Annotated in this window: 15 protein-coding genes and 1 pseudogene; 8 read left to right on the top strand and 8 right to left on the bottom strand. The window is 60.4% G+C overall.

The features are described 5' to 3' along the window. Positions 1 to 8 precede the first annotated feature (8 nt). Entirely contained in the window at positions 9 to 854 is an 846-nt protein-coding gene (locus tag E4T63_RS16650; RefSeq protein ID WP_135296054.1) for an ABC transporter permease, read from the bottom strand. 60 nt (positions 855 to 914) lie between these two features. Further along, a complete protein-coding gene (locus tag E4T63_RS16645; RefSeq protein WP_135296053.1) occupies positions 915 to 1901 on the bottom strand; it encodes an aliphatic sulfonate ABC transporter substrate-binding protein in 987 nt (328 codons plus the stop codon). A 293-nt stretch (positions 1902 to 2194) separates the two neighbouring features. On the opposite strand from E4T63_RS16645, the gene E4T63_RS16640 reads away from it, so the two are divergent. The 3 genes from E4T63_RS16640 (at position 2195) to E4T63_RS16630 (ending at position 4525) form a co-directional block, all read left to right on the top strand. Next, positions 2195 to 3142, top strand: coding sequence for an ABC transporter substrate-binding protein (locus tag E4T63_RS16640; RefSeq protein WP_027612983.1), 948 nt, complete (start codon positions 2195 to 2197; stop codon positions 3140 to 3142). 131 nt (positions 3143 to 3273) lie between these two features. After that, positions 3274 to 4173: a polysaccharide deacetylase family protein gene (locus tag E4T63_RS16635; protein WP_027612984.1), complete on the top strand. Its 900-nt coding sequence runs from the start codon at positions 3274 to 3276 to the stop codon at positions 4171 to 4173. Positions 4174 to 4282: 109 nt separating this feature from the next. After that, positions 4283 to 4525, top strand: a complete 243-nt coding sequence (locus tag E4T63_RS16630; RefSeq protein WP_003225919.1) for a DUF1652 domain-containing protein — start codon at positions 4283 to 4285, stop codon at positions 4523 to 4525. Positions 4526 to 4529: 4 nt separating this feature from the next. On the opposite strand, the gene E4T63_RS16625 is transcribed toward E4T63_RS16630, so the two are convergent. Next, entirely contained in the window at positions 4530 to 4892 is a 363-nt protein-coding gene (locus E4T63_RS16625; RefSeq protein ID WP_027612985.1) for an NUDIX hydrolase, read from the bottom strand. 222 nt (positions 4893 to 5114) lie between these two features. On the opposite strand from E4T63_RS16625, the gene E4T63_RS16620 reads away from it, so the two are divergent. Then, positions 5115 to 5312 (top strand): DUF2188 domain-containing protein, encoded by a 198-nt coding sequence (locus E4T63_RS16620; RefSeq protein WP_096796397.1) that lies wholly within the window; start codon positions 5115 to 5117, stop codon positions 5310 to 5312. A 62-nt stretch (positions 5313 to 5374) separates the two neighbouring features. On the opposite strand, the gene E4T63_RS16615 is transcribed toward E4T63_RS16620, so the two are convergent. Next, the gene (locus E4T63_RS16615; protein ID WP_027612987.1) at positions 5375 to 5614 is read right to left on the bottom strand and encodes a hypothetical protein; all 240 of its coding nucleotides are present in this window, start codon (positions 5612 to 5614) and stop codon (positions 5375 to 5377) included. Positions 5615 to 5800: 186 nt separating this feature from the next. On the opposite strand from E4T63_RS16615, the gene E4T63_RS16610 reads away from it, so the two are divergent. Together E4T63_RS16610 and E4T63_RS16605 are read left to right on the top strand one after the other, a co-directional pair. After that, a complete protein-coding gene (locus E4T63_RS16610; RefSeq protein ID WP_003225912.1) occupies positions 5801 to 6136 on the top strand; it encodes a hypothetical protein in 336 nt (111 codons plus the stop codon). 183 nt (positions 6137 to 6319) lie between these two features. Beyond that, positions 6320 to 6925, top strand: a complete 606-nt coding sequence (locus tag E4T63_RS16605; RefSeq protein ID WP_135296052.1) for a DUF6338 family protein — start codon at positions 6320 to 6322, stop codon at positions 6923 to 6925. A gap of 140 nt (positions 6926 to 7065) precedes the next feature. On the opposite strand, the gene E4T63_RS16600 is transcribed toward E4T63_RS16605, so the two are convergent. Next, positions 7066 to 7950, bottom strand: a complete 885-nt coding sequence (locus tag E4T63_RS16600; protein WP_135296051.1) for a LysR substrate-binding domain-containing protein — start codon at positions 7948 to 7950, stop codon at positions 7066 to 7068. 159 nt (positions 7951 to 8109) lie between these two features. On the opposite strand from E4T63_RS16600, the gene ydiJ reads away from it, so the two are divergent. Next, positions 8110 to 11136, top strand: a complete 3027-nt coding sequence (gene ydiJ, locus E4T63_RS16595; protein WP_135296050.1) for a D-2-hydroxyglutarate dehydrogenase YdiJ — start codon at positions 8110 to 8112, stop codon at positions 11134 to 11136. Here ydiJ and E4T63_RS16590 read toward each other — a convergent pair. Continuing rightward, entirely contained in the window at positions 11069 to 11758 is a 690-nt protein-coding gene (locus E4T63_RS16590; protein ID WP_027612991.1) for a paraquat-inducible protein A, read from the bottom strand. The genes ydiJ and E4T63_RS16590 overlap by 68 nt on opposite strands. Then, on the bottom strand, positions 11755 to 12351 hold the full coding sequence (locus tag E4T63_RS16585; RefSeq protein WP_003225887.1) for a paraquat-inducible protein A: 597 nt from the start codon (positions 12349 to 12351) through the stop codon (positions 11755 to 11757). Before E4T63_RS16585 ends, E4T63_RS16590 begins: the two co-directional genes overlap by 4 nt. A gap of 276 nt (positions 12352 to 12627) precedes the next feature. Between E4T63_RS16585 and E4T63_RS16580 the strand changes: the two are divergent. Further along, a pseudogene (locus E4T63_RS16580) lies at positions 12628 to 12903 on the top strand (hypothetical protein); the annotation flags it as partial. Between the two features lie 3 nt (positions 12904 to 12906). On the opposite strand, the gene E4T63_RS16575 reads toward E4T63_RS16580, so the two are convergent. After that, positions 12907 to 13803, bottom strand: a complete 897-nt coding sequence (locus E4T63_RS16575; protein ID WP_135296049.1) for a LysR family transcriptional regulator — start codon at positions 13801 to 13803, stop codon at positions 12907 to 12909. Positions 13804 to 13870: the final 67 nt, after the last annotated feature.

Below are 13870 nucleotides of genomic sequence, written 5' to 3'. Positions count from 1 at the left end.
CTGGCCAATCAATCCTGCGCCTCCTGACCGGTGAAGGTGTCGCGCCACATCAGCCAGCGGCGTTCCAGCACTGCGAGCAAACCGTCGCTGAGTTTGCCGAGCAAGGCGAGCACGATAATCGCCGCCAGCACGATGTCCGGGCGCGAGGTTTCGCGGCCGTCGCTGAGCAGATAACCGAGGCCCTTGGTCGCGGCGATCAGCTCGGCGGCCACCAGAAACATCCACGCCAGACTCATGCCGCTGCGCAGCCCGGTGAACAGGCCGGGCAGGGCGGCGGGCAGCAGAATCCGCCGCACCAGTTGCAGGCGGCTGAAGCCATAGATGCGCCCGACCTCGACAAGTTTGCGATCGATGTTGCGAATCGCCGCGACCACGTTGACGTACACCGGAAAGAACGCACCGATGGCGATCAGCACGATCTTCGAGGTTTCATCGATGCCCAGCCACAACAGCAACAGCGGCACCCAGGCCAGACTCGGAATCGAACGCAGCGCGGCGAACGTCGGCTCCAGATAAGCCTCGGCCTCGCGGCTCAAACCGACCCAGGCGGCGAATACCAGCGCGAGGCTGGCGCCAATCGCAAAACCGAGCAACACCCGCAGCAGGCTGGCGCCGATGTGTTTCCACAGCGCGCCTTCGGCGAGGTCGGTGAGGGTCAGGGCGATCTCGCTGGGCGCCGGCATTTGATAGGACGGCAGCCAGCCGAGACGCACGATGAACTCCAGGGCGACCACGATCAGCAGTGGCAGGGCCAGACCTTTCAGGCGCCGGCGCCATGTCGGGGTGAGGGTGGAAGGGCGCGGCCTCGACAAGCTGCGAGGCGGCGCGGGCAGTTCGTTACTGCGAGTGCTCATACGTGGGCTCCGCTCACAGCGAATCCGCGTCGAGCGCGGATGGGCTGTGAGTCTGGTCGATTACTGGCGGGCGACGGCTTGCTGCACTCCGCTGTCGAGCAACTGATCGATGACTTGATCAACATTCACTCCACGCCGCACCAGTTCCTCGGAGACCAGAATCGGTGCTGCGGCTTTCGACGCTTGCACGTCGTTGGCGGTCAGTTGCGGGCTGCTCAGATCGGTGCGCGACAGCTGCAGTTTGGCCACGTCCAGCGGCAGACCGGACTCCTTGGCCAGCAACGCGGCGAACTCTTCGGGATTTTTCAGCGCCCATTCGCGCGCCTGCTCGTAGGCTTTGATCACCGTGTCGATGGTTTGCGGATGTTCCTTGGCGTACTGCTCGGTGACGCTGACCACGCCGTAGCTGTTGAATGCCGGGTTGCGATACAGCAAACGCGAACCGGCCTGCACCTGGCTGGCGGCCATGTGCGGATCGAGTCCGGCCCAGGCGTCGACATCGCCTTTTTCCAGCGCGGTGCGGCCGTCCGGATGTTGCAGGTGCACCAGTTCCACGTCGTCTTTCTTCAACCCGGCCTGTTGCAGGCTGCGCAGGGTGAACAGGTACGGATCGGTGCCTTTGGTGGCGGCGATTTTCTTGCCCTTGAGGTCGGCGAGGCTCTGGTAGGGCGAATCCTTGCGCACCACCAATGCGGTCCATTCGGCACGGCTGTAAACGTATACCGATTTGATCGGGCTGCCGTTGGCCCGGCTCAGCACAGCGGCAAGGCTGGCGCTGGAGGCGAAATCGACGCCACCGCTGTTCAGGTATTCCAGTGAACGGTTACTGCCCTGGCTCAGCACCCAACTGATTTTGGACTGTGGCAGGGCCTTTTCGAGAAAACCGAAATGTTTGAGCACCAGACTCACGGGTGAGTAGTAAGCGTAATCCAGATGGACTTCCGCAGGCGGCGCTTCGGCGGCTTCGGCCAGCGGTTGCAGGCTCAATGCCATGGCGCTGGCGACCAGCAGCGTTTTGAGGCGGGTAAACGGTAAGAACGATGTCATGGGGCGCTCCGGCAAAGGCACTGGTTGTTATGTCCAAAAATATATTTTTATCGGCTGCGTCCTGCATGAATGGAATATTGCAGGCTCTGTGCCATGTGCGTTTCGACCCATGTTTACGGGGTTTTCCCCGGTTTTAGCGCCTTTCAACTGTTGCATGGGAAACATTGTGGCAAGGCACTGTTGCGCAGCGGACAGTGAGCATTCCGAGCGCTGAGCTTATGCCTTAATCGAATTTAAAATCGGTTTATCAACAGCGTTATGGTCTATGTAAAATCCCGTCGCAGGACCTCCCCATGAAGCTCTCTCGTTTGCTCCGCAGCACACTGATGACCGCATTATTCACCGCACCGCTTGCCCACGCCGCCGAGCCGTTGGTCCTGCACGTCGGAGACCAGAATTACTACAACATCCGCGCTTCGGTCGAAGCCTCCGGCGTGTTGAAAGACGCGCCTTACAGCGTCGACTGGAAGCACTTCCAGGCCGCCGCGCCACTGGCCGAGGCGTTGCAGACCGGCTCGCTGGATCTGGGATTTCTTGGCGATTCGGGTTTTCTGTTTCTCGCCGCCAAACAGGCGCCGGTGAAACTGATCGGTGTGTCGCGGCAGAACCCGGACACTATCGCCTTGCTGGTGCCGAAAGATTCGCCGGTGAAAACCATCGCTGATCTGAAGGGCAAGAAAGTCGCCTACTGGCCCGGCGCCTGGAGCCAGCAGCTGACCTTGCGCGCCCTGGAGCAGGGCGGTCTGCCGGAAAATTACGTCGACTTCGTCAAGTTGATGCCGATTGATGCGGCAGCGGCATTGCCACAGGGCAGCATCGACGCGTTCCCGGTGTGGGAACCGTACATCTCCCAGCAAATCGTGTTCTCCGGTGCGCGGCCGATTCTCACCGCGAAAAACCTGATGCCGGGACTCAGCGCGATTGCCGCGTCGGCGCCGTCGATCGACAGCAAGCGTGCCGCGATTGCCGATTTTCTCGGGCGTTTGAAACAGGCGCGGGCCTGGGTCGACAGCCACACTGACGAATACGCGGACCTGTGGGCGAAGAAAGCCAATCTCGATCAGCAGGTTTCACGGCACTGGTTGCGTCAGGCGCACATGACTGTCGGGCCGGTGGATCAGCAGGCGGCGGTCGACCTGCAAGGCACCGCGGACTTCCTGTTCAAGGTCAAGGCACTGCCGGCGCCGCTGGCCACCGCCGGGGTCATCGATACCTCGTTTCAACAGGCTCTGGCTGACTGAGCGAGCGCCGGAACCAAAGCCTGTGTACCCTATCCAAATCTGGCTCGCGAAGCCGGGCGCAGGGATGGATCAGGGCGAGGGAGTTTTGCCAGTCGACAACAGGGCCGCAACGGCCAGGCGCAAGGCAAAACATGAAATACGCGTTCAATCTTCTCTGTGCAGCGGCCATCGCGCTTGGGCTGGCCGGCTGCATTGCCGCGCCGATCGAGATGACCGCGCAAACCGAAACCCGGCTCAAGGCCCAGGCCCCGGTGCGTTTTCTGCTGACCTTCGATGATGGCCCCAGCGCCTCGAGTTTCTGGAACCCTTCGGCGACCGTGCTCGATAGCCTCAAGGTCAACCCGGTGCAACCGGACATCAAAGCGGTGTTCTTCGTCCAGACCCGCGCGCCTCGCGCCGGTAACAGTGACATTGGTCGCGGCATCATGCGGCGCGAGCACGCCGAAGGGCACATCCTCGGATTCCACACCGCCACCCATTGGCACACCAATCATCGCTCGCTCGATCCGCAAGAACTGGAGCAGTCGTTGCGCAACGGCACGGCGGATATCGCCGCGATCACCGGAGCAGCACCGATCCTGCTGCGCCCGCCATTCTGGAATTACGACAAGCGCACCTTCGCCGCGTATCAGCAGCATGGCTTGCACGTGTTGTTGACCGATTTGAGCGCCAATGACGGCAAGATCTGGGGCTTCAACGCCAGTCCCCGACGTCGGGCGAATATGCTGCGCCAGCTATCGGAAGTCCGCGAGCGCATTGCCCTCGGCGAATTTCCGACCGTAGACGGGGTGATTCCAGTGGTGGTGACCTTTCATGACCTCAACCGCTACACCGCGCGGCATACCCGCGAGTACCTGCAGATCCTGCTCGACAGCGCCGCCGCCACGGGCGTGAGACTGGCGGACAAACCGTTCTACGATGATCACGCGACGCTACAGAAAGCGGCGCTGGCGCGTACGGTTCAGCAGAGTTCGCAGCCGGTGCAGTTGCCGGGAATGTGGAACTGGATCTGGGATCATGACGCGCACTGAGGCCGCGCTGGAAATGTGATCGGGTTGGCACTTGCTTGGGCGGCAGATTATTGATCGCTCATCTATGCTGAATCGGTCGACCGACTCATCGCCTGCGAGGCGTGCGCCCATGTTAGCCATTGCCGACATCTGCCGGATTGTCGAATCCGGCTTTCCGTCGCTTGAATGCGAATGCACACAAGTGGAGCAGGGACTGTTGCGGATCAAGGTTTATGAGCCTGACTCCGGGCGAGTCGAGTTGTTGCTCAATGGTGTCTCACCGGAACATCTGGTGACGATCCGCGACATTTCCAACTTCATTGGCGAATTGCGTACGGAAATGAGCGCCGGGCGCCGGGCATTCGCCGGCTGATACCTTACAAGCGCCGCTGAAACGCCTGCACGATGCGTAACGTCGCCTCGCTGGTGGGTAGATTCTGCACCGCGTCCAGCGGATGCCAGATGCATTCGGTGATCTCGTTTTGCGGGCGCAACTGCTCAAGATCGAGCACCGACGCCTCGTAGACATGATGCTGGGTGCTGCCGCTGTGCAGTTCCATCAGATACAACATCTGCTCGGCATCCAGTGCTGTTTCTTCCTGCAGCTCGCGCATCGCCGCCCCGGCTTTGGTTTCCCCAGGCTCGACCTTGCCGCCGGGCAATGTCCAGCGGCAGCGGGGTTTGCGCACCAGGAGAACGTGTCGATCCTGCTCGCAAATAACGGTGGCGCGTACTTTCATCTGTTACCTGTTTACTGCGTGTCACATAAATGAAATAAAACTGCAATATTCGAGCCGGGCCCGGATTCAAAGGTTCCCTTGGGGTTTTGAGTGTTTGGCGTGGCTGAAAGTGCCAGAGCCTTGGCGCCTCGCGATGGCGACATCCGGTCGGCACAACTGCGGCATCCGGGTGTAAGTTAAAAAGGCAGAGCTGACTCCACCGTCGGCAAAAAGGAGGTACCCATGAGCATTCCGGTCTTGAACAAAATGCACATGAACGGCTACGACGTACTCAGCGTGAACAACGGCCCGTGGCGGGTTTGTACTCAAGGCGATCGGCTTGCGTCGTTCGGTAGCAGAGAGGAGGCGCTGGCCTATGCCGCTGCGTTGCCGGGTTACAGAAAACGCTCGGTGCGAGCGCGAAGTCACACTGCAAGTTGAAGCAAATGTAACGAAAGAGCCCCGGTGATTGCCGGGGCTTTTGTTGAGGGCAGGGGGTGGTATCAGTGGACTTTGGTCCGGCTGATGGAGCGCGTCTTCACTTCCCTGGCATACAGCTGCAGGCGTTCTTCATCACTTTGCAGCACCTCGCAGGACCTGAGTACCGCCTGGGCATCCGCTTCATTGCCGCTCTTGCGCAGCTGTTCGGCGATGCGTTTGAGGTCGACCGCCGACCATCTCAGATCCGATGCAACGGCTTGCAGGTCGCGCTGAAGTTCGTGTTCGTATTCATTGAGCCGCATGATCACCTCCGGAACATTCTCGGTAGAACAGAGTAGTCGCATTTTTCTTCGATGATGCGCAGCTCGTCTGCCACCGGGCTGCATGCATGTAAATATTTGTCCAATCTCCCTTGTGGGCGACGTGCCGCGCTGGATGTACACCCGGTTACACGTTACATTCGCGTTTTTCAAGATCAGGGAAACACCATGCGGATATGGATCGGGAGTTTGGCGTTGGCATTGCTGGCGGGTTGCTCATTGCCAGCATCGCTGGTGCCGGGCGAGCCAAATCTCAGCAAAACCACTACCAAAGCGCCTAAAGACTATGCCGCGTGCTTGTTGCCGTTGTGGCAGCAGGACATTCCTAAGACCACGCAGACGTCCATTTCCAACGGCTACCGGATCAAGGCGCCGAGCCTCGTCACCGCCGACGAGATTCTCGACATCATCAAATACAAGGACGGTAGTCGCGTTTCCCTGTATCAGGGACCGCCATGGGCCAAGTCCGGGTCGTTGCGCAAATCGGTGCGTGACTGCCTGTAAAGCCCAGCCTCCGCTGCAAAAACCAGCCGCACAAAAAGCAGAAACCGGATCAATGGTTTCTGCTTTTTTTTGCTTTGCGAAATGCGCTGTGACAGATCGGCATGAGGCGTATCCCAGTGTGCGCTAGGCTTCTGAGTGCCGCCCGGTAACCGGAGGGGCATGCCTTTCAAGGAGCCACGGATCATGGATGATCTGGTCAAAGAAGTTATTCCGTTGTTGCAGTATCTGATTCCCGGATTTGTTTCTACCTGGATTTTCTACACGCTCACCGCGTTCAAACGGCCTGATACGTTTGGGCAGATTGTGCAGGCGTTGATCTTTACGTTTGTGATTCATGGGGCTGTATTGGGGATAGGTGCAATCTGTCTATGGGTGGGGACGAAGGGATTTTCTGTAGGAATATGGGATGGCAAGGCGCAGACAATATGGGCGTTCTTTGTGTCAGTGACACTCGGATTTCTTTCCTGCAATCTCGCTTCAAATGACAAGTTGCATGCCTGGTTACGGTTTCGAAATGTAACCAGAAAAACGTCATTTCCCAGCCAGTGGTACAGCACCTTTGCACGCCACGATCGGCTCATTACGCTGCATTTGAACGACGAAAGGCGCCTGTTTGGCTGGCCTTGTGAATGGCCTGCCGAACCTGCGAATGGACAGTTTGTGATGCAGAGCCCGAAATGGTTGGGTGACGATGGCGTTGCCCAGCCTTTTGACGCCGACCTGTTGGTGATAGATTCGTCGAAAGTTCAGTGGGTTGAATTCACCACCATAAAAGAGAGCCAGCCATGACCGCCGAAGCACCGAGACCCATGCCGCCAGATGTGGCACGCTACCTTGGCTCGAACGACAGGAACTCGCCGCAAACTGCCCGTGGTCCTAGCGCTCCACCACCTCCCAAGCGGTGAACGTTGCTCGGGCGAGACGATCTGTCATAACGATCGTACCAACCAATCCCTGAACGCTTTCAGTGACGGCAACGCCTCATTACGCGGCGGATACACCAGGTAATAGCTGCGCCGGCTGGTGATCGGCTCCCCCAGTTGCAGCAGCTCGCCGTTAAGCAATTCATCCTCCACCAGAATCCGTGGCACCAGCCCCACGCCAATATTCGCCCGGACCGCCTGAATCAGGTGCGAAGTCATTTCAAAGCTCGGCCCGATGCGCATGCTGCGGTGGGGCAAACCATGATGCGTGAACCATTCCGCCCAGGCCTGGGCATTGCTGCTGACATTGAGCAGTAACTGCCCGGCGATGTGCTGTTCCGCATCATCGCGTTCGGCCAACGACAACTGCGCACTGGCAATCACCACCAGTTCTTCAGTGTGCAGGGGCAGGGCGCTCAGCCCGGGCCAATCCCCCGCACCGACGCAGATCGCCGCATCGATCTCGCTGGTGTCGAAGTCGATCGCTTCGATGCGTGAATGCAAGTGCACGGTCATGCCGGGGTGTGCGGTGTAGAAGTCCTTGAGTCGCGGCAGCAGCCATTTCGAGCCGAAGGTCGGCAGCGTCGCCAGACGCAAACTATGAATGCCGGAACCGAACGCCATGGCCTGCAACGTCGCGCTGCGGATCTGCCCGAGGGCTTCGGCCAGTTCGCGCTGATACATGCGCCCGACATCGGTCAGCACCACTTGCCGTCCCTCGCGACTGAACAGGCGCATGCCGAGCATCTTTTCCAGAATCTGCACCTGACGGCTGACCGCGCTTTGCGTCAGCGACAGTTCATGGGCGGCGCGGGTGTAACTTTCATGGCGTGCGGCGGCCTCGAAGGCCAGCAACAGCGACATGGAAGGGGTGAGAGTTCGCGGATTCATTCGTTTTAGTCATGGATTGCGGGTCGATTTTACGTTTGTCCCGACGGCGCCAAGCAATGAACATAAGCACCATGAGATGGCGGGAGCGTGACGCAATCATTCATTGCGCACAACTGTTCACCGCCACACGGCCCGATTTTGACCGAGATTTCCTCACCGATGATTGCCCAGCTGTCACCCGCCGCTGCATTGACTACTGATTACCAACTGTTCCTCAGCGCCCTGAAAGCCAGTAGTTTTCGTGGCGAGATCAGTGCCGATTACGCCAGTCGCGTGGTGCTCGCCACCGACAACTCGATCTACCAGCGCCTGCCGCAAGCGGCGGTGTTTCCGATGGATGCGGAGGATGTGGCGCGGGTCGCACGGCTGATCGCCGAGCCGGCTTATCAGCAAGTGGTGATCACTCCGCGTGGCGGTGGCACCGGCACCAACGGCCAGTCGCTGACCGATGGCATCGTCGTCGACCTGTCGCGGCACATGAACCGTATTCTGGAAATCAACGTCGAGCAGCGCTGGGTGCGGGTGCAGGCCGGGGTGGTCAAGGATCAGCTCAACGCCGCGCTGAAATCAGCCGGGCTGTTTTTCGCCCCGGAGCTGTCGACCTCCAACCGCGCCACCGTCGGCGGCATGATCAACACCGACGCCAGCGGCCAGGGCAGTTGCACCTACGGCAAGACCCGCGACCATGTGCTGGAACTCGACATGGTCCTGCGCGGCGGTGAACGCCTGCACGGCGCAGCGCTTGCGGAAGACGAACTGACAGCGCTGTGCGCCCGTGAAGATCGGGTGGGTGAAGTTTATCGCTGTGCGCGGCAGATCATTGATGAGCAGGGCGAGTTGATCAAACAACGGTTCCCTGACCTCAACCGCTGCCTGACCGGCTACGACCTGGCGCATCTGCGCGAGGCCGACAACCGCTTCAACCTCAACAGCGTGCTGTGCGGCGCCGAAGGCTCGCTGGGGTTTGTGGTTGAGGCGAAGCTCAACGTACTGCCGATCCCCAAACACACGATGCTGGTGAACATTCGCTACGCCGGGTTCATGGATGCGTTGCGCGATGCCCGGGCGCTGATGGCGCTCAAGCCGCTGTCGATTGAAACCGTGGATTCCAAGGTGTTGTTGCTGGCGATGCAGGACATCGTCTGGCACGGCGTCGCCGAATACTTCCCGGCAAGTGCCGAGCGCCCGACACTGGGGATCAACCTGGTGGAGTTCTGCGGTGATGATCCCGAGGACCTGCAACACCGGGTCGAAGCCTTCCTCGAACACTTGAGCAGCGACACCGCCGTCGAACGCCTCGGCCATACCCTGGCGGTCGGCCAGGCGGCAGTGAACAAGGTTTATGGCATGCGCAAACGCGCAGTCGGCCTTCTCGGTAACGTTGCCGGCGAAGCGCGGCCGCAGCCGTTTGTCGAAGACACCGCAGTGCCGCCGCAGCACCTGGCCGAGTACATCGCCGAACTGCGCGAACTGCTCGACAGCCACGGTTTGCAGTACGGCATGTTCGGCCACGTCGATGCCGGTGTGTTGCACGTACGGCCGATTCTCGACATGAAGGATCCGCAGCAAGCGGCGCTGGTGCGCCCGGTGTCCGACGGCGTCGCGGCGCTGACCCAGCGTTACGGCGGCCTGTTGTGGGGCGAGCACGGCAAAGGCCTGCGCTCGGAATACGCGCCGGCATTTTTCGGTGAGCTGTATCCGGCGTTGCAGGCACTGAAAGCTGCGTTTGACCCGTTCAATCAGTTCAACCCGGGCAAGATCGCCACCCCGGCCAATACCGGTGCGGCGTTGCTGAAAATCGACGAAGTGACCCTGCGCGGCGAACTCGACCGGCAAATCGACGAAAAGGTCTGGCAGAGCTACGGCGCAGCCATGCATTGCAACGGCAACGGCGCCTGCTACAACTTCGATCCCGACGACGCCATGTGCCCATCGTGGAAAGCCACCCGCGAGCGTGCGCAATCGCCCAAGGGTCGCGCATCGCTGATCCGCGAATGGCTGCGTTTGCAGGGCGAGGCAGGGGTGGATGTGCTGTCGGAGGCGATCCGTCGTCCGGCATTTTTCCGCAACCTGTGGACACGCTGGCGCAACAGCCGCGCGCAGGATGCAGACTTTTCCCATGAGGTGTATGACGCCATGGCCGGTTGCCTGGCGTGCAAATCCTGCGCGGGACAGTGCCCGGTCAAGGTCAACGTGCCGGAATTCCGTTCGCGTTTCCTTGAGCTGTATCACAGCCGTTATCTGCGCCCGGCGCGGGATTATCTGATTGCTTCGCTGGAGTACAGCATTCCGTACATGGCGCGGATTCCGGCGCTGTACAACGGTTTGATGGGCGCAACCTTTGTGCGCAAACAGTTGGAGCGTCTTGGCGGCATGGTCGATGTGCCGTTGCTCAGTCGCTTTGATTTCCACGCTGCGCTGCGCCGCTGGAAGGTGCAGCCGGCGACGGTCGCCAATCTGTCGGCGCTGACCCCGGCCCAGCGCGAGCGCAGTGTGGTGTTGGTGCAGGATGCCTTCACCCGTTACTTCGAAGCGCCGTTGCTAGCGGATCTGCTGGAGTTGATTTCACGACTTGGCTATCAGGTGTATCTGGCACCGTTCAGTGCCAATGGCAAGCCGCTGCATGTGCAGGGTTTCCTGTCAGCGTTCAACCGCGCGGCGTTGCGCAATGCGCAGCAACTGCGCGAGCTGGCGGACGTTGGCGTACCGCTGCTGGGACTGGATCCGGCGATGACGCTGGTCTATCGCCAGGAATACCTGAAAGTGCCCGGCATGGACCACTGCCCGGAAGTCGCGCTGGTGCAGGAATGGCTGCTCAAGGTGATGCCGGAGCAGGCTACTGCCGATCCGGCCCGGTCATTCCGTCTGCTGGCACACTGCACCGAGAAAACCAACGCGCCGGCCGCCACTCGCCAGTGGGAACAAGTGTTCGAGCGAGCCGGATTGAAACTGGCGACGCAGGCCACCGGTTGCTGCGGCATGTCCGGCACCTACGGCCATGAAGCGCGCAACCGCGAAACCTCGGCGGTGATCTACGAGCAATCGTGGGCGCGGCAGGTTGAGGCGCCGGCGGAGCAGGGCGAAGCACTGGCCACCGGTTATTCCTGCCGCAGTCAGGTCAAGCGCCAGTCGGATCGGGCGCTGCGCCATCCGTTGCAGGTGCTGCTTGAGGTGGTGCGTCGCTGAGCGGTTCGTCGTCCGGGGCATTGTCCCAGATCAGCCGTGGGTCGAAACTCATCGCCGAGAGCATGGTGAACACCACCACCATGCCGAAAAACAGGATGCCCGGGCGTGGTTCGATATCGCCCAGCGCCTGGAACTTCACCAGCGCCGCGACCAGTGCGACCACCAGCACGTCGAGCATCGACCAGTAGCCGATCAGCTCGACGAAACGGTACAGCTTCGAGCGCTCACGGCGCGCCCAGTCGCTGCCCCGCTGCACGGTGATCAGCAGCAGCGACAGGGCGACGAATTTAATCCCCGGCACCGCGATGCTGGCGATGAAAATGATCAGCGCAATGTCCCACGCGCCGCCCTCCCAGAACTCCAGCACGCCGCTCATGATCGTGCTGTCGGCGCCGTTGCCGAGCATCACCGTGTTCATCACCGGCAGTAGATTGGCCGGCACGTAAAACGCCAACGCGGCGAACAGATAGGCCCAGGTGCGCGTCAGGGAGTTGGTCTTGCGCCGATGCAGCGGCGCATCGCAGCGCGGGCACTCGTGCGGCTCGTCGGTCATGTCACAGGCCAGCCCACAGCTGTGGCACAGGCACAGATTCAGTTCGCTGGCGGTCGCGGGTCGCTTCATAGAATGTCCCACAGATCACGAATGTCGCGGCCGGCAATGCGGATCATCATCAGGCTCAGCACCGCCAAAGCGAACAGGCCGATACCCGGCAGCACATCGAGCAGCCCGGCCAGTTTGAATACCGCCACCATCGCCCCCAGCAGACACACTTCGAGCATGCTCCACGGACGCAGGGTTTCCAGCCAGCGCATGCACAGCTTGAAGCCCGGCGCCCGGCGCGATGACAAGGCGAAACTCAGCACCCAGATCAACAGCACCAGTTGAAACGCCGGGGCGATGATGATCGAAATCGCCGCGACCATCGCCATGAAGGTGATCGGCCCCTGACTCAGCGCCAGTACCGAATCCCACAGCGTCGCGCTGTTCTTCAGGCCCTTCATGCTGATGCTCATCACCGGATAGAAATTGGCGAACAGCCACAGCATCGCCGCAGTGAAACTCAGGGCCAGCCGCTGCTCGACGGTCAAGCCGTTGTAGCGCTGCAGCACGCCGCCGCACCGCACGCAGAGGGTTTTCTGGTGTTTGCCGAGCACGACCTTTTCGTACACGCAGTCGCAATGCTCGCAGATGATCAGGTGTTCGGTTGAGGTCATGGGCAACGCTCGACAGCAGGCGCAAAGCGCAGGGGGCGCCTGATCACTATAGAAGCCTGACGTGATTGGGCAAATGGCGTTTGGCTTGGGAATCGACTTTTAATGTTATAGAGTAACGCCAATTTTTGGCGGGGCGTGCGGTTGCGATCCCCTGATTCATTTGCTCGTTGGCGAAATCTCCATGGCGATTGTGTGTACCCGTTCCAACCCGCCGCCGACCGGCCGCTTGCTGTCTATTGATGCACTGAGAGGTCTGGTCATCCTGTTCATGCTGCTGAACGGCTGCAGACGCGGCACTGGATTCGCTGGCTGACGGTCTTCGGTTCGGCGCCGATGTTCTTTTATCTGTTGCACCTGTACGGCCTGAAGGTGCTGTATCTGAATGCCGTGGCGCTGTTCGGCCTTAACCACGGTAGCTATTTCGGCTTCGATTCAGTAGCGGCAATCTGGCTGGTGTCACTGCTGTTGGCGCTGGCACTGTACCCGGCGGTACGCTGGTTTTCCGCGCTGAAATCGCGGCGCCGCGATATTGCCTGGCTGAAATATCTGTAAGCCCTAGTGACCACTGCGCTCGCGCGCGAAGTCGATAAAAGCCTTGAGCGGCGCCGGTACGTGGCGCCTGCTCGGGTAGTACAGATGCAGGCCCGGATAGTAGGGGCACCAGTCGGCCAACAGCTGAATCAGACGCCCCGATGCCAGGTGTTCGCTGACCATGTCATCGAACACATACGCCAATCCCAGGCCTTGCAGTGCAGGGCCGACCATCAAGCTGACGTCGCCCAGGGTCAGCGGGCCGTTGACCTCGATTTCCTGGGCAATGCCATCGCGTTCGAATTCCCAGCGATACAGGGCGCCACTGGGGTAGCGGTGGCGCAGGCACGGCAAGTCGTGCAGATCTTCGGGTTTTTGCGGCGCAGGATAGCGTTCAAGGAATGCCGGCGAAGCCACCACCACCGAACGCATCGCCGAGCCAATCGGCAGCGAGACCATGTCGGCCTCCAGTCGATCGCCAAAGCGCACGCCCGCATCAAATCCGCCAGCGACGATATCGAGCAATGCTTCGCTTTCGACCACCTCCATGCGAATGTCCGGATACGTCTGCAAGAACTCGCTGGCAATCGGCAGCAATACCAGTTCGCACGCCTGGCGTCCGCAGGTGATACGCAGGTTGCCGGTGGGTTTGTCGCGAAAATGGTTGAGGTCTTCCAGTGCATCGTCAATGTCGCGGAACGCCGGTTTCAGGCGCGCGTAAAAGCGCTCACCGGCCTCGGTCAACGCCACGCTGCGGGTGGTGCGATTGAACAGACGCACACCGAGGCGATTCTCCAAAGCCTTTACCGAATGGCTCAGGGCTGACGGGGTGAGCCCGAGTTCGACGGCGGCCTTGCTGAAATTCAAGTGCTGCGCCGTACAGAGAAATACGCAAAGGTCTGCCGCTGAGGGTGATTTCATCTGTGAATGCCTTTCACAAAGTCATGCAAAATTGCTGGGATTATCGCATCAATCTCACGGCCTTAAA

Source organism: Pseudomonas fluorescens (assembly GCF_004683905.1).
Classification (GTDB): domain Bacteria; phylum Pseudomonadota; class Gammaproteobacteria; order Pseudomonadales; family Pseudomonadaceae; genus Aquipseudomonas; species Aquipseudomonas putida_A.
The sequence above is the reverse complement of the archived record's forward strand: the minus strand, read 5'-3'. Positions and strand labels throughout refer to the sequence as shown.

Excerpts from the sequence above, each read along its gene's own strand:
- E4T63_RS16650 (WP_135296054.1), bottom strand. The coding sequence starts at position 854 with ATGAGCACTCGCAGTAACGAACTGCCCGCGCCGCCTCGCAGCTTGTCG.
- E4T63_RS16645 (WP_135296053.1), bottom strand. The coding sequence starts at position 1,901 with ATGACATCGTTCTTACCGTTTACCCGCCTCAAAACGCTGCTGGTCGCC.
- E4T63_RS16640 (WP_027612983.1), top strand. The coding sequence starts at position 2,195 with ATGAAGCTCTCTCGTTTGCTCCGCAGCACACTGATGACCGCATTATTC.
- E4T63_RS16635 (WP_027612984.1), top strand. The coding sequence starts at position 3,274 with ATGAAATACGCGTTCAATCTTCTCTGTGCAGCGGCCATCGCGCTTGGG.
- E4T63_RS16630 (WP_003225919.1), top strand. The coding sequence starts at position 4,283 with ATGTTAGCCATTGCCGACATCTGCCGGATTGTCGAATCCGGCTTTCCG.
- E4T63_RS16625 (WP_027612985.1), bottom strand. The coding sequence starts at position 4,892 with ATGAAAGTACGCGCCACCGTTATTTGCGAGCAGGATCGACACGTTCTC.
- E4T63_RS16620 (WP_096796397.1), top strand. The coding sequence starts at position 5,115 with ATGAGCATTCCGGTCTTGAACAAAATGCACATGAACGGCTACGACGTA.
- E4T63_RS16615 (WP_027612987.1), bottom strand. The coding sequence starts at position 5,614 with ATGCGGCTCAATGAATACGAACACGAACTTCAGCGCGACCTGCAAGCC.
- E4T63_RS16610 (WP_003225912.1), top strand. The coding sequence starts at position 5,801 with ATGCGGATATGGATCGGGAGTTTGGCGTTGGCATTGCTGGCGGGTTGC.
- E4T63_RS16605 (WP_135296052.1), top strand. The coding sequence starts at position 6,320 with ATGGATGATCTGGTCAAAGAAGTTATTCCGTTGTTGCAGTATCTGATT.
- E4T63_RS16600 (WP_135296051.1), bottom strand. The coding sequence starts at position 7,950 with ATGAATCCGCGAACTCTCACCCCTTCCATGTCGCTGTTGCTGGCCTTC.
- ydiJ (WP_135296050.1), top strand. The coding sequence starts at position 8,110 with ATGATTGCCCAGCTGTCACCCGCCGCTGCATTGACTACTGATTACCAA.
- E4T63_RS16590 (WP_027612991.1), bottom strand. The coding sequence starts at position 11,758 with ATGAAGCGACCCGCGACCGCCAGCGAACTGAATCTGTGCCTGTGCCAC.
- E4T63_RS16585 (WP_003225887.1), bottom strand. The coding sequence starts at position 12,351 with ATGACCTCAACCGAACACCTGATCATCTGCGAGCATTGCGACTGCGTG.
- E4T63_RS16575 (WP_135296049.1), bottom strand. The coding sequence starts at position 13,803 with ATGAAATCACCCTCAGCGGCAGACCTTTGCGTATTTCTCTGTACGGCG.